Below are 18,738 nucleotides of genomic sequence, written 5' to 3'. Positions count from 1 at the left end.
CCCCTCATGATTGTGGGTGTCCATCCGCTGGCTGGCTTTGACAAGCTCTTGCACTATCGCGTGCCGGAGCGGCTACGCGGTGACTTGCGGCTGGGAGCGCTCGTGCGCGTGCCGGTGTTGCGGGCGCTGCGGCTGGGCGTGGTGGGCGAGATTTCGCCGCCGGCAGCTCCGCCCGATTTCCCGCTCGCGAAGCTCAAATCAGTCGCAGAGCTGGTTTATCCGTTTCCGGCCTTGTCGCCGGATTTGCTGCGGCTCGCGCGGTGGATGTCGCGTTATTACGCCGCGCCTCTCGATGGGATCATTGAGACGATGATTCCGGTCGCTGTGCGAAACGGCGCGGCGATTAAGGAGGAGGTGCTACTGCGGGCGATTTCAGAAGAAGAGCGTGTGTCGGAGCTGCCGCCAACGAGCGGCACGCCAGCTAAAAAGGCTCCGCGCGCCGCGCCAAAGCAGGCTGCTGTTTACGAATTTCTGGCGCGTCAACCGCACCCGCAGCCCAAGCGGCTTGTTCTTGAGCGCTTGGGCGTGACGCCGGCAGTAATCGCCGGACTCGTTAAGCGCGGGCTCGTCCGCGAAGAGCGGCGGCGGGTGCAGCGGCATGCGTATGCGGATGATTGGGCGAGCGGCGAGGTCGCGGCGGCGCAACCGCCGGTGCTCAACACCGAGCAGGCGGCGGCGGCGGCGGCGATTGAGGAGAAATGCGCTGGCGGCGACTTCGGTGTGACTTTGCTCCACGGCGTGACCGGCTCAGGGAAGACAGAGGTGTATCTGCATGCGATTGACCGCGCACTGAAGACGGGCGGGGGCGTGATTTTTCTCGTGCCAGAGGTCGCGTTGACACCGCAGACGGTGGCGCGGCTGCGTGCGCGGCTGGAGGCGATCGCGCCCGGGCATGCTTGCGTCGTGTGGCACAGTCGCTTGAGCGAGGGCGAGCGGCTGGATGGTTGGCTGGCGCTGGCGAGCGGCGAGGCGCGAGTCGTGGTGGGGGCGCGTTCGGCGGTCTTTGCGCCGGTGCAGGATTTGCGACTCATCGTGGTCGATGAGGAGCACGAGCCCGCCTATAAGCAGGACGAGTCGCCGCGTTACCACGGGCGCGATGTGGCGGTGTATCGCGCGCACTTGGCCGGGGCGCATTGCGTGCTGGGCTCGGCGACGCCGTCGCTGGAGAGTTACGCGAATGTGCAGGCGGGGAAATACGCATTTCTGGAGCTCAAGCAGCGCGTGGATGACCGCCGCTTGCCGTTTATCGACGTGGTCGATATGCGCGTGGAGGTGATGCGCTCGCGCGGGCTGACGATTCTTTCGCAACGGCTGGTGCGCGCGATGCAAGACCGCTTCGAAAAACGCGAGCAGGTGATCCTCTTTATCAATCGGCGTGGGTATTCGTCGTCGATGATTTGCCAAGACTGCGGGCACGTCGAGGAGTGCGAGCATTGCAGTATTGCGATGACTTACCACCGCACGGACGAGACGCTGCGTTGTCACTTGTGCGGGGCACAGCGCTCTGCGCCCGCGCGTTGCCCAAAGTGCGGCTCACCTAAAATCCGCTGGCGCGGGCTAGGCACGCAGCGCGTGGAGGAGGCGGTGCGGCGGGTGCTCCCACAGGCGCGTATTGAGCGAATGGATACCGATACGATGGGCAAAAAGAACCGCTTTCGCGAGGTTTTGGCGGAGTTCCGCGCGGGGCAGATCGATGTGCTCGTGGGCACGCAGATGATCGCTAAGGGGCTGGACTTTCCGAACGTGACGCTCGTCGGGCTCATCGATGCGGACATTTCCCTGCACATTCCTGACTTTCGGGCGAGCGAGCGCACCTTTCAGCTCCTGGTGCAAGTGGCGGGCAGGGCAGGGCGGGGCGACCTCGCAGGTGAAGTGGTGGTGCAAACTTTCACCCCGCAGGCCGAGCCGATTCAGTTTTCGCGGCACGCGGATTTTGCGGGTTTCAGCGAGGCGGAGCTTAAGCTGCGCCGCGATTTTAAATATCCGCCCTACCGACATCTGATTAAACACCTGTTTCGCGGGCCTAACCCCGAGAAGCTCCAGTTTTACGCAGAGCAGTGGGCCAAGCGCGTCGAGTCGGAGTTGGGGGCTGCGGTCGAACTGCGTGGGCCCTCGCCTTCGCCAATTGAAAAAGTCAAAGATCACTACCGCTGGCAGCTCTGGTATTTTACGGAAAACGTCTCGAAGACCGTTCCGCAACTCGTCGCACTCCAACGCGAATTCCCTTGGGCTGAGGACATTATCCAAGTCCTCGACGTCGATCCGGTGAGCTTGGGCTAGTGCAGCGCTGGGCGCTCTCCGAACAGCGGAAAGCGGAGGCTAATAACGAAGGCAGCGGGAATTGCTATGAGAATTAGTTTCAAATATCGCATTGACTTGAGAATTGGTCTTAATAGCAAAGCGCACACCTAGTAATTCTCCCCCCACTCTCATGCTCCAAATTGATCGCCTCATAAAACGTTACGGCGGGTATACCGCCGTAAACGGACTCTCTATCAATATCGCTCCGGGCGAGCTTTTCGCGCTGCTCGGGCCCAACGGCGCGGGCAAGACCACTACCATCAATTGCCTGCTCGGCTTTATTCAGCCCGACGAGGGCCGGGCACTCATCGACGGTCTGAATGTTAGCGACGCTCCGCTCGAAACGAAACGGCGGCTCGCGTACATCCCCGAGCAAGTAAATCTCTATGGGCACTTCACCGGGCTGGAAAACCTCGCCTACTTCGCCGAGCTGAGCGGGCATCGTTACGAGGAGCCTAGGCTGCGCGGATTTCTCGCCGAAGCCGGGCTGCAAACCGAGGCACACGCGCGTCGCGTGAGCGGTTATTCAAAAGGCATGCGCCAAAAGGTCGGTATCGCTATCGCCCTAGCAAAAGAGGCCAAGGTGCTCTTGCTCGACGAGCCGACCAGCGGGCTCGACCCGAGTGCTTCGCACGAGTTTAGCCGCCTACTTGGCCAACTGCGCGAGCGCGGCGTCGCGATTCTTATGGCGACGCACGACTTGTTTCGCGCGAAGGAAGACGCCACTCGCGTGGGCATCATGCGTCATGGCTCGCTCGTCCGCGAACTCACCGCCGCCGAGATTAGCCACACCGATTTGGAGAAGCTCTATCTCGAAACGATGAGCGATTGAGGGCCTGCGCGCAGTCTGCCGCGCAGCTTTCGATTTCGTATCATTGGAGCAACTACGCTGCTTCCCTCACTCAACTCTTAGCCCATCTCCTGCCTCCCGCTCCCTCTCGAAACGTCGCCTGTTTCACCTAATCCGATTTTCCATGATTTCCACAATTGTACGCCACGAATTCAAAGGCGCACTGCGCGACGGCCGCTTCCGCTGGGCCGGTATCATTATCGCGCTGCTGCTCCTCGCGGCCCTGCTCGCGGGTTGGTCTTACCACCGCGAGATTTCCGCCCAACGTCACCATGCTTCACTCGCCGAGCAGGAGCGTTGGCTCGCCCAGCCCGAGAAAAATCCGCACTCGGCGGCGCACTACGGGATTTATGCGTTTAAGCCGCGGCTCTCGCCCGCGCTGCTCGACCCGGGTGTGGAGCCCTACGCGGGCGTTACGACTTGGATGGAGGCGCACAAGCAAAACGACGTGCTGTACCGCCCCGCCGAAGATGCAACCGCGGCGCAGCGTTTTGGCGACCTGACGGTTGCGCTCATCCTGCAATTACTCCTGCCGCTGCTCATCGTGGCGGTCGGTTTCTCGGCAGTGACTGCGGAGCGCGAGCGCGGCACGCTCCGCCAAATCTCTGCGCTCGGGCTTTCGCCCACGCGCTGGCTTTTCGGAAAGGCAGCGGGGCTTGCCGCGGCCTTCGCGCTCCTCGCTGTGCCTGCGCTGCTGCTTAGCGGGCTCGTCCTCGCGGGACTCCAAGATGCGGCTACCGAAAACGCCTGGAGCCGCTTCGGGCTGATGGCCCTGCTCTATCTCGTTTATTTGGGCGTCTTCCTGTTTCTCACACTCGGCGTGTCGGCCACTGTGCGCAGTTCGCGGGCCTCGCTCATCATCTTGCTCGGTGTTTGGATGCTTAACGGCTTACTCGTCCCGCGCATGCTCTCAGAGATCGCAGCGGGCCGTTACGCGATCCCCTCGGTCGCCACGGTGAAAAACGAGATTCAGCGTCGGCAACAAAACCCCGAGTACGCTGTGCGTGCCCGCGCGATTTGGGAGCCGCGTGTCATCGAGCGGTACGGCCTCTCTGGCGTGGAGGAACTAAACGGCCTTTCCTCGCGCGGGCTGAGCCTCCTGCGCGGCGAGTCGGCGGGCTACCTCGTTTTCGACGAAGTGTATGGAGAGCTCCACGACGTGATTGAGGCGCAAAACGCCTACCAGCGCGCCCGCTCGTGGATTGCTCCGCTCGCTGCGCTGCAACCGCTTTCGCGCGCGCTGGCTGGGACGGACTTCGCCCATCACCGCCACTTCATTGAGAGTGCCGAGGCGTACCGCCGCCTGGTCCAAGATACGCTCAACGAAGACATTCTTATCAATGACGGGAAGCAGGGCAGCGGGGCTTACCTCGCCGGTGCCGAGCTCTGGGCCAAGGTGCCGCCGCTCGTCATTAGCGCGCCTTCGCTTGGCGATGCCTTGCGCGGTCAAGCCGTCCCGCTGATCGCGCTCGCGGCGTGGTTTGCGGCGACACTCGCCTTTTTCACCACTGCCGCCCGTCGGCTTAACGCTCTGTAATTTTACAAAAAAACGACACCCATGAATTTCCGATTTTTCTTTTGGGAACTGCGGCACCTGCGCTCCGAGCCGACCTTTGCGGTGGTACTCTTGCTGCTGCTCGTGCTCTCGGGGCTGGCGATTTCCAACGGCAGCTCGCGGCTGCGCGACCAGCAAGCGAAGCAAGCCGCCGCGCTTTCCGCAGTGGAGACTAGCGCAGCGGCAACGGCCGAACTCGCGCGCAAGCTCGATAGCGGTGAGGCGACGACGCCGAGCTTTTCTGATCCACGCACGCCTTCCGGTTTCGCGCTTCGCCATATGGTTGCCAATGCGGTGAAGCCGAGTCGTGCCCTCGCTGCGCTTTCCGTGGGCCAAAGCGACCTATACCCCAGTGTGCATAAACTCGCGCTCAACTCGCGGGACAGCGCATTAACGGCTGCCGAGTACGAAAACCCGCAGCGGCTCCTTATCGGCAGTTTCGATGTCGCCTTTGTGGTCATCTACATCGTGCCGCTGCTACTCCTTGGGCTGACTTACAACCTCGTTTCGGCGGAGCGCGAACGCGGCACCTTGCCGCTCATTCTCCTACAGCAAGGCTCCGTTAAACGGCTTGCTTTGGGGCGCAGCCTCTTTCTCGGAGTGTGCGTGCTGCTCGCACTTGTGGCGATTTTGCTCGGTGGCTTGAGCGTTACGGGCCTGCTCGGGCAGGTAAGCGGCGGGGCACTCTTTGGCTGGCTCGCCGTGGCCTTCTTTTACGGACTGTTTTGGGTCGGCTTGGCCGTCTTCGTCTCAAGTCGTGGAGGCGCTTCGGCGACGAATGCCGTTGTCCTCGCTGGAGCTTGGTTGGTCTTCACAATCATCGTGCCGTCTACGGTGAGCGTCGCGGCAAAAGCGATTTACCCGGTGCCTTCGCGCATGGCGTACATCGACGCGCAGCGCGTCGTGACCGAAGAGGCGCGCAACCGCCAAAGCCAGCTCTTGGCCGAGTACTTCGAGGATCACCCCGAATTGGCCTCCGCTGAGGCGCAAGCTGCCGTGGCCGCAGGCACGCAGGCGAATCCTCGGCTTATCGCCCACCTCGGCTATCAGGAGCAGGAGCGGCTCCTTGCGCCGGTTCGTGCGCGCTATACCGAGCAGCTCGAACGCCAACAGGGCCTTGTCGATGCGCTTAAATACCTCTCGCCCGCGCTGCTCGCGCAAGCCGCCTTCAACGATCTAAGCGGCACGGGGATGGAGCGGCACCGTGAGTTTCAACGCCAAGCGGGCGACTTCCACGACGCACTCCGCGATTTCTTCCAACCCAAGATTATCGCAGGCGAGGCGTTTACGGAGTTCGACCAAGTGCCCCGCTTCGCGTTTGAGGAAGCCGCAGCGACGTCCGCAAACGCGACCGCCCAGTGGCTGGTCCTCGCGCTCGGCGCAGCATTGCTGCTCGCCGCGAGTCTCCCCGGCCTGGGCCGCTATTCGCCCAATGGCGTAAACGGGGGTGCCTAACGCCGCCGCACCTTTCGTCCCTGCGCCCGGCCACCGCGTGCCCGTGCGCGTGGCCTGCTCTGCCGAGCAAGCCCGATCCTGTGCGCTGCAACTGGTGGGCGCGAGCTAAAGCCTTCGGGCCATGGAGAACCATGCAGTCTTCACGTCACGACGAGTCGCTTCCCATCCGCGGCGATCGGCCCCTGAGCTTCGGAAGCTTGCTGCGCATCGCGCCGTGGCCTCTGAGCGGCGCGCTCGTCACGGCCGTTGCCTCGGCGGCGCTGAGCATCGCGCCGTTCTGGTTCATCTACCGGATCACGCTGGAACTGCTCTCGGGCGGGCCGTTCAACATGGCGGCGCTCTGGCCGCTGCTGGGGTGGATGCTGGGCCTGTTGGCGCTGCGCTGGGCCTTGATGGCGGCGAGCCACGTGCTGGCCCACACCGGTGCCTTCGCCATCCAGCACCGGCTGCGGCTGGCGATGGCGCGTCGGCTGGGCGAGGTGCCGCTGTCGTTCTTCGCCGGGCGTGGTTCGGGCAGCCTGCGACGTACGCTCAACGACGACGTGAACAGCCTCGAAGGCTTCTATGCCCACATGCTGCCCGATGCGGTGGCCGCGGCCACGGTGCCCTTGGCGGCCCTGGCTCTGCTGTTCGCGACCGATTGGCGGCTGGCCTTGGCCGCGCTGGTGCCGCTGCCGCTGGCGCTGCTGGCGCAGTGGTGGTTTATGCGCCGTGGTGCCCAGAAGATGCGCGCGTGGAGCGCGCTGCAAAAGCGCATCGCCGACCAAGTCGGCGAGTTCGTGCGTGGCGTGCATGTCGTCAAGAGCTTCGGGCTGGATGCCCGTAACTTCGGTGAACTGGCCGCTGCCGTGCGCGGTGCGGTGGATTGGGTAAGCGGTTACGCGTTGGAAAGTGCCAGCGGCTGGGTGCTGTTCGTTGGGCTTCTGACGGCCAACCTGGTGGTGGTCGCGCCGCTGGGCGCTTGGCTGCACGCCCAGGCAAGTTTGGATCTGCCGACCTATGTGCTTTTCCTGCTGGTGGCCCCTGCGGTGCTGATGCCGCTGCTGCGGCTGACCTTTGCGCTGGGCGAACAGATGCATCGCGGTGAATCGCTGGGCCGCATCAACGAGGTGCTGGCCGCGCCGACACTGGCCGACAGCGCCGTGGCGCAAGTTCCTGACGGAACCCTGGACATCGAGTTCGCCGACCTGCGCCACCGCTACGGCAATCGGCTGGCGCTCGACGGCGTGAGCTTCACGGCCCGGGCCGGTCAAGTGACCGCCTTGGTCGGCCCCAGCGGCTCGGGCAAGAGCACACTGGCGCGGCTGGTCGCGCGCCTGTACGAGTTCGAGGCCGGTACCCTGCGCGTGGGCGGCGTGGACGTGCGCGCATGGCCGCTGGATGCGCTGCTGGGCCGGCTCGGCATCGTGTTCCAGGAGGTGGTGCTGTTCGACGGCACGGTGCGCGACAACCTGCGGATGGCCCGGTCCAATGCTAGCGACGCAGCGGTCGAGGCCGCTGCCCGCGCAGCGCGGGCGCACGATTTCATTCTGGCGCTGCCCCAGGGCTACGACACCCCGCTGGGCGAGCGCGGCGCGCGGCTGTCCGGCGGCGAACGCCAGCGCCTGTCGATCGCCCGTGCGCTGCTCAAGGACGCCCCCATTTTGCTGCTGGACGAGGCCACCGCCAGCGTCGATGCCGAGAACGAGGCGCTGATCCAGCAGGCGCTGGACGAACTGCGCCAGGGCCGCACGGTGCTGATGATTGGCCACCGGCTGCGTACCGTCATGCACGCCGACCACATCGTCGTGCTGGACGGCGGCCGTGTCGCCGCCCAGGGCAGGCACGACGAATTGCTGAGGGACTGCGCCGTCTACCAGCGACTGTGGCGCGACCACGAACAAGCGCGGCACTGGTCGCTTAGCGCCCCGCAGGAGGTACAGCCATGATCCGCGAGCTGGTGCAGTCCGGTTTTCGCCTCTCCGGCACACGCGATCCGCGCTTGCTGCGCGGCCTAGCGTGCTCAGTCCTCGAAGGCCTGTTCGCCGCCGCGCCGTACCCGCTGCTGTACCTGCTGCTGCGCGACGTGTTCGCTGGCAGCGCAACGGCACAGGGTGCGCTGTTCATCGGTCTGGCGATGGCCGCCTGCGTGGCGCTGCGCATCGCGGCTGGCTGCATCGCCATGCCGCTGGTGTTCAACGGTGCCTACGCGATGATGGGCGAGGCCCGGCTGCGCGTGGCCGACCATCTGCGCCGCCTGCCAATGGGCTGGTTTGGCCGCCAGCGCGGCGGCGACCTGGGCGCGCGCCTGACCTCCGACCTGGAACTGGTCGAGAACCTGTGGTCGCATTTCCTCGGCGTGTTCGTGTCGGGCATCGCGATGCCGCTATTCTTGGCGCTGTTCCTGTTCTGGGTCGATCTACGGCTGGCACTGGTGATGGTGGTGGGGCTGCCCTTGGCCTTCGGCGCGCTGGTCTGGACCCAGCAGGTGCTGGCGCGACCTGGCGCGCGCGTGATCACCGCCAATGCCCGCGCGCACGCGGCCCTGCTCGAATACGTACAGGGCATCGCGGTGATCCGCGGCTTTGGCCGCTTCGGCCAGGCCTGGCAGCGCCTCGAAGCCGTGCTTGGCGAGCAGCATGCGGCCATGCTGGCGGTGGAATCCAAACCGGCACCCTGGCTGGCGGCCTACGGCTTCCTGCTGGAAGCCGGTTACGCCAGTCTGGTCGTGGCCGGTGCCTGGTGGCTGGGCAACAGCACACTCGCCCCCGAAGTGCTGGTGCTGTTCCTGGTGCTGGCGCTGCCGGTGTACCGGCAACTGTTCGACGTGGGCGTATCCACGATGCTGCTGCGCTTCGCGAAGCGGGCACTGGGGCGTATCGAGGCGCTGCTGGCCGAGCCTGCGTTGACTGAGCCCACGCAGCCCAAGTCGCCACAAGGCCATGAGATCGCGTTCGAGGATGTGCGTTTCACCTATGAAGGCACGAACGAGAAAGACGCACCACCCGCGCTCGATGGCGTGAGCTGCACCATTCCGGCCCAGGGCCTGACCGCCGTGGTCGGCCCCAGCGGCGCGGGCAAGAGCACGCTGGTGCACCTGATCGCGCGGCTGTGGGACGTCAGCGGCGGCACCATCCGCCTGGGGGGCGTGGACCTGCGCGAGATCGGCACCCACGCACTGCAGCGGCACGTCGCCATGGTGTTTCAGGACGTGCTGCTATTTTCCGGCACCGTGCTGGACAATCTGCGCATCGGCCGCCCTGACGCCACTCGCGAACAGGCCATTAGCGCGGCCAGGCGAGCGCAAGCACACGATTTCATCGAAGCCTTGCCGCAGGGCTACGACACCGTGCTGGACGAAGGCGGCGCGTCATTGTCGGGCGGAGAGCGCCAGCGCATTTCGATCGCCCGCGCGCTGCTCAAGGACGCGCCGATCCTGCTACTCGACGAAGCCACGGCCAGCGTCGACCCTTCAGCAGAAGCCGAGATCCAGCGCGCCATGGCGGAACTTGCGCACGGACGCACCGTGGTGGTCATCGCCCACCGGCTCAAGAACGTGCGCCACGCCAACCGCATCCTGGTGCTCGACCAGGGGCGCCTCGTCGAGCAGGGCCAACATGACGCGCTGCTCGCCCGCGGGAGCTTTATGCGCGGCTGTGGAACACGCAGCAGCAGGCCCAGGACTGGCGGCTGGTGCAGGGTAAGGCGCAGTGACACAGCACAGCGCGATCCCGCCATTGCCTTATCCCTCCAATATGATCGACGCCAAACTCGAATACCGGATCAACCCGGACTGGGTGTCGGTCACGCAACCGGCCTACGCGCACCTCGATGGCGGTGAGATCTTTACCGACTACTTTGACATCCAGCCCAACGGCGACATCGGCTACGCGGACCTCTACGCATTCCGCGAGGAGCTCCGTGGCCCAGCGGCGGAATTGTGTACCCCGTGGGGAGCGCACCCGGTAGCCGACCGCCAGAATCGCCTCCTGGCTGTAGTAGGCCACTCAGCAGACAACGCCTCGGCCTGTTGCAACACGGTTTGCACCGCCGCATCCTGCAAATCCGGCGGATAACCGTATTTGCGCAGGATGCGCTTGACCAGCACGCGCATCTTGGCGCGCGCCGACTCGCGGTGTGCCCAGTCCACCGAAACATTGCTTTTCAGGCTGACCAGTAATTCATGGGCGATCACCTTGAGATTGTCATCGCCAATGATTTGGACTGCCGATTCGTTTTCAGCCAGCGCGTCATAAAAGGCGATTTCTTCGTCACTTAGCCCTGACTCTTCCCCACGCTGCCTGGCCGCTCGAATGTCCTTCGCCAACTGGATAAGCTGCTGCAACACCTCGGCGGTGGTGATGGCGTTGGCGTGGTAGCGGGCCACGGCATCTTCCAGCCGTTCGGAAAACGCCCGCGTCTGGACGATGTTGGCCTTGCTGCGCGAACGGATACCATCGCCCAAGAGCTTGCGCAGGGCTTCAAGCGCAAGGTTCTTCTTCTGCATCTGCTGCACTTCGGCAAGAAATTCGTCGGACAGGATGGAAATGTCCGGCGACTGGATGCCTGCCGCTTTCAGGATGTCCACGATCTCGGTGCTGACCACAGCACGGCTAACGATCTGCTGGATTGCGAAGTCGCGCTCCTGCGAGCTCACGCCGGAGCCAGTGCTTGATTTGACCAGTGCGGCGCGAATAGCCTGGAAGAAGCCGACTTCCTCACGGATGCTGCGCGCCTCGTCGGAGGCCGATGCCAGCGAATACGCCTTCGACAAGGCCAGTACTGCGTCCTGGTAACACCGCTGAGCGTTCTTCTTGCCTTCCTTGCTGGTCTGCGCCGCGGCCCATTGTTGTTGCCTGTCCAGAATCCACTCGATGGCTCCGGCCATCATCGCCAGTCGTTGCTGCGCTGTGCCGTTCAGCGCCGTGAAGTAATCGAAGCCGTGGTACATGTCACGAACCACTTCGTACTTCTCCAGCAGCACGGCCACAGCCTGCGTCTCATCGATGCCCGTGGTTTCCTGGTCGCGCGCCGAATACTGTGCCAGTGCTGACTTCAAACTCTGAGCAATGCCGATGTAGTCCACGATCAAGCCTGCTGGCTTGTCGCGGAACACGCGATTGACGCGGGCGATGGCTTGCATCAGCCCGTGGCCCTGCATCGGCTTGTCCACGTACATTGTGTGCATGCACGGGGCGTCAAAGCCGGTCAGCCACATGTCGCGCACGATGACCAACTTGAGCGGGTCTTTGGCATCGCGGGCGCGCTTGGCGAGCAGGTCGCGTCGCGCTTTGTTGCCGATGTGTTGCTGCCATTCGGGTGGGTCGCTGGCTGCGCCCGTCATCACGATCTTGATGGCTCCGGCATTGTCGTCGGCGCTGTGCCAGTCCGGGCGCAACTTGACGATCTCGTCATACAGCGCCACGCAGATGCGGCGGCTCATGCACACCACCATCGCCTTGCCATCCAGCGCGGCCAGCCTGTCCTCGAAGTGCGCCACCAAGTCCTTCGCCACCAGCGCGACGCGTTTTTCACTGCCGACCAGTTGTTCGACGCTCGCCCATTTCGCCTTCAGCTTTTCCTGTTCGGTGACCGCCTCGTCCTCGGTCAGCGCTTCCACCTCAGCATCGAGCTTGGGTTTCTCGTCCTCATCCAGTTCGATGCGCGCCAGCCGCGATTCGTAGTAGATCGGCACCGTCGCGCCGTCCTCCACCGCGCGGCTGATGTCGTAGATATCAATGTAATTGCCGAACACGGCCGGAGTGTTCACGTCCGTCGCCTCGATAGGCGTACCCGTAAAGCCGATAAACGAGGCGTTCGGCAGTGCATCGCGCATGTATTTGGCGAATCCGTAGGAAACCTCGCCGGTGTTGGCATTCATTTTGGCGCGAAAGCCGTATTGCGAACGGTGCGCCTCGTCGGCAATGACCACCACGTTGCGGCGTGTGGTCAGCGGCGCGTTCACCTCTCCAAATTTTTGCAAGGTGGTGAAGATCACGCCACCCGAAGCGCGAGCCAGAAGTTGCTGCAAATGCTCGCGGCTTTCGGCCTGCACCGGTGTCTGGCGGACCAAGTCGCGGCACATTGAGAAGGTGGCGAACAACTGGTCGTCCAGGTCGTTGCGATCGGTCAGCACGACAAGCGTCGGGTTCTCCATCGCAGGGTGTTTGACCAGTCGCCCGGCGTAGAAGGCCATCAGCAGACTCTTGCCCGAACCTTGCGTATGCCAGATCACACCCGCACGGCGGTCTCCCTTGGATTGTGTGTCCACGCTGGGCAGACCATAGGCCGCTGGTTCCTCGCGGACACCCTGCCACGGATCGGCAGCGCGAATCGTGGACTCGATGGCGCGGTTGACCGCGTGGTATTGGTGATAGCCCGCCACGATCTTCGCCAAGCCGCTGCCGGTATCAAGGAACACGGTGAAATGGCGCAGCAGATCGAGGAACCGATGATGCTCGAATACTCCCTCGATCAGCGTCGGTAATTCCGGCAAACCTTTTTCCAGAATAGCCCTGCCATCCGTGGTGCGCCACGGCATGAAGCGTTCCAGATCGGCCGACAGCGACCCCACGCGCGCCGCGATGCCGTCAGATGTGACCAACAGCGCATTGGTGTGAAACAGCGCCGGAATCTGCTGCTTATAAGTCTGCAACTGGTTAAATGCGCCCGCCAGATGTGCGCCCGCGCTACCTGGTGCCTTCAGCTCGATCACTGCAAGCGGCAAACCGTTGACAAACAGTACTATGTCCGGCCTGCGCTTGACATCACCGTGGATGACCACGAACTGCGGCACGGCTAGCCAGTCGTTGCGCGCAGGCGCATCGAAGTCCAATAACGCCACCTTGCCCGACGTCTGCACGCCATCGTCGCCGTAATATTCGACGTCCACGCCCTCGGTCAGCAGCGTATGGATGCGGCGGTTTTCTTCCAGCAGAGCGGGGAATACCGATTGGGAAAGCTTGCGAATGGCATCTGCCTGTGCTTGCGGCGGTAGGTGGGGATTGAGGAGCCGAACAGCATCGGCCAGCCGCCGGTACAAGATCACGACATCATGGCTTTCGCGCTCGGGCACGCCGCCGTCCGGGCCGATGTCCGTATCCGAGGCCGTCACCCAGCCCAATTCGCGCAACTGCGCCATCAGGGCGTGTTCGAGTTCGGCTTCGGAGAGAAAGGGCATGCAGGGTGGTCTCGCGCGGATCGTGTCCCCAACGAGTCGCCAAGTTTACCTTGAGCGATCACTAAGGTAAAGAAAATCGATTTTCTTTACCTTAAAAAAGATTAAGGTAAGCCAGCGCCCGGATTTGAAGGATTCAACTTTCATGAATACGTCCGTGGAAGCGCAGCTTGCCGGAAATCAGTTTGGGGAGCAGTGTGTCGCGCAACGCCGCGAGCGTACGGACCTCATGGATGTTCGATATGATTTTTTCGACCATCTGTTGTACTTGTTCATTGAACGCTGTGGCGATTGACTCCGGTGGCAGCACGACAGCGTAGCGCGACATTTCGCGCCAACTTGTACGCGGCATTTTTGTCCCAGTCGAACCGGCATTGGTGTACTCGACGAACGGATCACTTGATGCATGAGCAAGCACGAAGCCGAACCACGCAGGCGACTTAGGTGTAATGACTACGATATCGGTTGAGCAAACGCCATCAATTGGCGCGACGCCGACCTTGTGAAAGTATGGGCGCAGTTTTCCAAACAGGATTTCTCCGCGCTTGAACTCGTGTTTGTTGCTCTCCAAGCCAACTGCCATACCCCAATCGCTAAGTGCGATGCAGCGCCTCGGCATGTGTTCCAAGGCGATGTACGGTGTAGAAGATTCGATTTCTTCCGGTTGTACACCGCGGCGCGGATGTTCCGCCACATCGCCAAACGTCCCAACACGCCACTCCTTGGGAATCAAGCCAAGTTCCGATTCCTGCATATCTTCTGGCGGCACGCCGTCAAAATCCACAAACCACGATTTGAACAACGCCTGCGCAATCGCTTCCAGCGTGGCATTGGTCTGGCGCAGGTTGGCGATGCGGTCGTCGAGTGTGCCGAGGATATGGGAGATGGCGCGTTGTTCTTTGAGTGGCGGGAGTGATAATTCAATCGTCTTCAAATATGAAGATGGCCGCGCAATTGATGGAACACCAGTCTGTGACGCGTTGGCGAGCAGTTTGTGCTGCCCTTCACTGCTATGAAAAAAGTAGGAAATAAAGACTGGATCAGCCTTGCTCAAATCGCAGCGTAAATAGAACCGGAGTGGCGAAATGACATATCGTTCGTATTGTGAATTGTGCGGAATGTAGGCGACTTGACCGATGTTTCCAGCGCGCGTGAAGATGACATCGCCCCGAAAGACATTCGAGTTCTTCATCCGTTCCGCGTGTTCTTCGGTAACGAAGTTGAAAACGCCATCCTCCACACGAATGCCGTGAAGGTGGGCACCACTGATGACGGGAACACCGCTTTCGACGAACGTTTCAGCTTTGATGTTCGAGCCGAATGGCCCCAACGCAATCTTTTCTGCAATGTCCTCAATGCGGACGATTGGCCACTCAGACACCATGACCCAGTGCCCCCAGATTTTTGCGGATAACAGCATCCAATTCCGCGCCGCGCTTCATCTGTTCGCCAAGCTGCGCGGTCAACCGCTGCATCTTGTCCTCGAAGGCTTCGCTGTCATCTTCCACCGCTGCCGCGCCGACATAGCGACCCGGCGTGAGGACATGGCCATGCTTGCGGATTTCATCGACAGTGGCTGACTTGCAGAAACCGGGGATGTCCGAGTACTCGCCCGCTTCGGCCTCGCCACGCCATGCGTGGTAGGTATCGGCAATCTTGCGGATTTCACTATCGGTTAGTTCGCGCCGTGTGCGGTCCACCAGCACGCCCATCTTGCGGGCGTCAATGAACAGCACTTCGCCACGCCGGTCGCGCAGCTTGCTCTCCTTCACCAAGCCATTGCTTCGATCTTTCGCAAGAATCCACAGGCAGGCCGGAATTTGCGTGGAATAAAACAACTGGCCGGGCAGGGCGACCATGCAATCCACCACGCCAGCACCGTTAGCCGCCTCAAGCATGGCCTTGCGGATATCACCCTCGCCACTTTGCTGGCTGCTCATGGAGCCGTTGGCGAGCACCACACCTGCAAAACCATGCGGCGCAAGATGATGAAAAATGTGCTGCAACCACGCGTAGTTGGCGTTGCCCACAGGTGGCACACCGAATTTCCAGCGCACGTCTTCGCGCAGGCGCTCGCCGCCCCAGTCGGAAATATTGAACGGCGGGTTGGCGAGGATGAAATCGGCCTTGAGCTCGCGCAGCTCGTCCTTGTGAAAACTGCCCTCGTTGTTCCAGCGGATGTCGCTGTCAATGCCGCGCACGGCAAGGTTCATTTTCGCCAGCCGCCAGGTGGTGTAATTGCTTTCCTGCCCGTAGATGGCGATATCTCCAATGCGCCCGCCGTGCTCAGACACGAATTTTTCGCTTTGTACGAACATGCCGCCACTGCCGCAACAAGGATCATACACACGCCCCTGGTACGGCTCCAGCATGTCCACCAGCGTGCGCACGACCGAGCGCGGGGTATAGAACTCGCCGCCGCGTTTGCCTTCCGCGCCCGCGAACTGGCCCAGGAAATATTCATAGACGCGGCCCAGCACGTCTTTGGATGTGTCGTTGCCTTCATTCAGCGCAATGCCGGAGATCAGGTCGATCAATTCGCCCAGCATCACCTTGTTGAGCGCAGGGCGGGCGTAGTCCTTGGGCAGCACGCCTTTGAGCGACTCATTGTCCTTCTCGATGGCGCGCATGGCCTCATCAATCAGCGTGCCGATGCTGCTCTGCTTGGCGTTGGCTTGCAGATGCGACCAGCGCGCTTGCTTAGGCACCCAGAAGATGTTGTCCGCCAGGTATTCATCCTTGTCCTCGGCGGCGGCAGCATCCTCGGCCAGCAACTCGGCATGACGCGCCTCGAAGGCATCGGAGATGTACTTAAGGAAGATCAGGCCCAGTGCGACGTGTTTGTAGTCACTGGGCTCCATGTTGCCGCGCAGCTTGTCGGCGGCTTTGAACAGCTCAGCCTCGAAACCGAGGGTGCCGCCGTTGTTGTCATTCTGTGCCATTGTTTCCTGTCCTATGTGCGTGCCGGGCCGCTCAGTACAACCAGAAGTTTTTTGCCATCGCTATTCATGAGCAAGCACCGCTAACAGGCTGGCGATGGCAGAGCGTGCCTGCTCCTTATCTGGGCTGGCTAACGTCGTGCGCGGCGGGGTAGGGGGAGGGGGCGCTTTTTATTGGGCGGTTAGTTGCGCTGTTTGGAGCTTGGCGGTTTGGGCTTTTTTAAGGCGGCGCTGACGTTGCGGGTTTCGGCTTTGATATGTATCATTGGTTACAAGTTTTAACTTGTAATACCAAAAAACGCGCGACTGAACCCGAGCCCCATTTTTGCGCTGCTTTTTATGAACACCACAAACCATCCCAATCCCTCCACCCCAATGCGCTGCCGCAGCTCAATCCACGGCTTCGCACTCGCGGCTTCGCTGCTCGCGGTGGCCGTCGCCGCATTTGTGGCACCGCTCACTCGTGGCGTGAGCCAGACAGGCATCGGCTCGCGCGACGCTGCAGACGACACGCTGATTAACCTCGATGCGATTACCGTCTCCTCGACGCGCACGGCATGGCGGGCCTTTGACGTGCCGGGGATGACTTCGGTGGTCGATTCGCGCGCACTCGACCTGCTCCAACCCCAGAGCATGGACGAGATTCTGCGCAGCCTGCCAAACGTCGAACTGTTTGGCGGGCCCCGCCGCACCGCCGAGGTGCCCCGTATCCGTGGGCGCAACTCGGAGAACATCCTCATCCTCATCGACGGGATGCGCCAAAACTACAGCGGCGCCCACCGTGGCCGCTACTTCATCGAGCCCGACCTACTCAAAAGCGTGGAAATCGTCCGTGGGCCCAACTCCGCGCTCTATGGCAGCGGCGCCCAGGGCGGCATTCTCTCAATGGAAACGAAGACTGCCTCCGACCTGCTGCTTCCCGGTCAGCGTTATGGCAGTCGGCTGAAAACCGGTTACGTGTCAGCCAATGACGAGCGTTTCTTTGGCGCGGCGGCCTACGGGAGCACGGGCACGGTGGACTTGCTCGCCTCGGTCACGCATAGAGAGGGCGGCGACATCCGGCTCGGCACAGGCGAGAAGCTGGAGTTCAGCGGTAGCGAGCTGCGTGCGGCGATGTTCAAGGCCACTTGGCACATCGCCCCCGGCCAATCGCTCTCACTCGTCCACGACACGGCGCGCGAGGAAAACATCCAGCCGACCAACCCGCAGGGCAACATCCTGAGCAGCATCGTAAACCGCAAGACCAAGGTCGAGGGCAGCCGAGCGCGTTATGTGCTTCACCCCGCGCAGAGCGACTGGGTCGATCTCGAAGCGGTCGCCTATCGCGTCACCACGGGAAACCGCGACCTCGGTGTGTCCGCCGGCCTGCTCGACCGCGACGAGCGCCGCTCGGTGCGCACCACGGGCTTCAACCTCATCAACCGCAGCCGTTTTGAGGCCGCTTGGCTCGGGACGCACCGGCTGGCTTATGGTGTCGATTTTTTCGGCGATGAAAACGTGGCCCGCCGATTTGATACGGGCGCGGGCCTACCCATTCAGACCTCGCCCGAGGGCGACGTGGATTACGCGGCGGTCTTCCTCCAAGACGAGATTGGACTGCCGGGCGGCGTGACCCTCATCCCGGGGCTGCGCTACGATCGGTTTAAGTCGAAGGCTATCGGCGAAAACTTCGCTTCGAGCGACGACGACGTTTCCCTAAAGCTGGGCGCAGTGTGGCGGCCACTGCCCGAGTTTTTCGTTTTCGGGCTCTACTCGGAGGGCTTTCTTACGCCGGACGTCGCGCAGATTTTTCGCTCGGGGCGACACTTTCGCATCGGGGCACGCCAGCAGGATTTCGTGCCGAGCCTCGGCCTAAAACCTGAAAGCGCGCGAAACTATGAGGGCGGCCTTGGCTTTGAGCGAAAACTGGCGAGTGGCGCGCGGCTCCAGACGAAGCTCTCACTTTTTCACCAAGACTCGCGAGATACGATTTCGCGTGAGGTGGTCATTTTGCCAGTGCCGGCCGAGTTGGCGGCGATTGGCATCACCCAATATGAGCAATCGCGCGCGGCGAATCTAGAAGGGGCCGCGTTTCGGGGCGCGGAGCTAGAGTTTGGTTATACGACAGAGACTTGGTTTGTGAATGGAGGGGCCTCCACGCTTCGCTCGAAAGTGGATGGCACGGGCCTGAAGCTCAGCACGACTCCGGCGGACAAGCTTTCGCTTAGCGGTGGGCGGCGCTTTGCAGATGCGCGGCTCACGCTGGGCGGCAGCGCGCTCTTCGTCGGCAACCGCCGCTCGAAGGTTGAGGAGCCGCAGTATCAGACGCACGGCTACGCGGATTTCGGACTCTCTGCCGCCTGGCAGCCTTCAATTGCCTATCCCGATACTACCCTAAACCTCACAGCGAGTAATCTCTTCGATAAGGCCTATGCGCGCGACGATGTCGGGCGCTTCGCCACGGGCCGTTCTGTCCAAGCCACGCTTACCGTTAAATTCTGAA

General features: G+C 62.3%; 8 protein-coding genes and 3 pseudogenes. 7 read left to right on the top strand and 4 right to left on the bottom strand.

Annotated elements, in window-relative coordinates:
- Window positions 1–6 precede the first annotated feature (6 nt).
- From priA to AXK12_RS08160, 6 genes and pseudogenes are all read left to right on the top strand, one after another.
- Window positions 7–2,280, top strand: a complete 2,274-nt coding sequence (gene priA, locus AXK12_RS08185) for a replication restart helicase PriA (protein ID WP_068713358.1) — start codon at window positions 7–9, stop codon at window positions 2,278–2,280.
- Window positions 2,281–2,431: 151 nt separating this feature from the next.
- The gene (locus AXK12_RS08180; protein WP_068713290.1) at window positions 2,432–3,133 is read left to right on the top strand and encodes an ABC transporter ATP-binding protein; all 702 of its coding nucleotides are present in this window, start codon (window positions 2,432–2,434) and stop codon (window positions 3,131–3,133) included.
- Between the two features lie 142 nt (window positions 3,134–3,275).
- Window positions 3,276–4,688 carry an ABC transporter permease subunit gene (locus tag AXK12_RS08175; protein WP_068713288.1) on the top strand — a complete coding sequence of 471 codons (1,413 nt, stop codon included), beginning with the start codon at window positions 3,276–3,278 and terminating at the stop codon, window positions 4,686–4,688.
- 21 nt (window positions 4,689–4,709) lie between these two features.
- Window positions 4,710–6,161, top strand: a complete 1,452-nt coding sequence (locus tag AXK12_RS08170) for an ABC transporter permease (RefSeq protein WP_068713286.1) — start codon at window positions 4,710–4,712, stop codon at window positions 6,159–6,161.
- 131 nt (window positions 6,162–6,292) lie between these two features.
- Complete coding sequence (locus tag AXK12_RS08165; RefSeq protein ID WP_068713284.1) at window positions 6,293–8,089, top strand: ABC transporter ATP-binding protein; 1,797 nt, start codon at window positions 6,293–6,295, stop codon at window positions 8,087–8,089.
- A pseudogene (locus AXK12_RS08160) lies at window positions 8,086–9,854 on the top strand (ABC transporter ATP-binding protein). The gene AXK12_RS08165 and the pseudogene AXK12_RS08160 overlap by 4 nt, the downstream one beginning before the upstream one ends.
- A 196-nt stretch (window positions 9,855–10,050) precedes the next feature.
- On the opposite strand, the pseudogene rhuM reads toward AXK12_RS08160, so the two are convergent.
- The 4 genes and pseudogenes from rhuM to AXK12_RS08145 form a co-directional block, all read right to left on the bottom strand.
- Window positions 10,051–10,147, bottom strand: a pseudogene (rhuM, locus tag AXK12_RS09610) (RhuM family protein); the annotation flags it as partial.
- A pseudogene (locus AXK12_RS08155) lies at window positions 10,144–13,320 on the bottom strand (type I restriction endonuclease subunit R); the annotation flags it as partial. The pseudogenes AXK12_RS08155 and rhuM, both read right to left, overlap by 4 nt.
- Before the next feature lie 133 nt (window positions 13,321–13,453).
- Window positions 13,454–14,737, bottom strand: a complete 1,284-nt coding sequence (locus tag AXK12_RS08150; protein ID WP_197457029.1) for a restriction endonuclease subunit S — start codon at window positions 14,735–14,737, stop codon at window positions 13,454–13,456.
- Window positions 14,691–16,259, bottom strand: a complete 1,569-nt coding sequence (locus AXK12_RS08145; protein WP_068713280.1) for a class I SAM-dependent DNA methyltransferase — start codon at window positions 16,257–16,259, stop codon at window positions 14,691–14,693. The genes AXK12_RS08150 and AXK12_RS08145 overlap by 47 nt, the downstream gene beginning before the upstream one ends.
- Window positions 16,260–16,595: 336 nt before the next feature.
- Here AXK12_RS08145 and AXK12_RS08140 point away from each other — a divergent pair, with 336 nt between their 5' ends.
- Complete coding sequence (locus AXK12_RS08140) at window positions 16,596–18,737, top strand: TonB-dependent receptor domain-containing protein (RefSeq protein ID WP_082782754.1); 2,142 nt, start codon at window positions 16,596–16,598, stop codon at window positions 18,735–18,737.
- Window position 18,738: the final 1 nt, after the last annotated feature.

It is taken from the genome of Cephaloticoccus capnophilus (assembly GCF_001580045.1).
Taxonomy (GTDB): Bacteria; Verrucomicrobiota; Verrucomicrobiia; order Opitutales; family Opitutaceae; genus Cephaloticoccus; species Cephaloticoccus capnophilus.
Note: the sequence above shows the minus strand (reverse complement) of the source record. Positions and strands in the feature narration are given on the sequence as shown.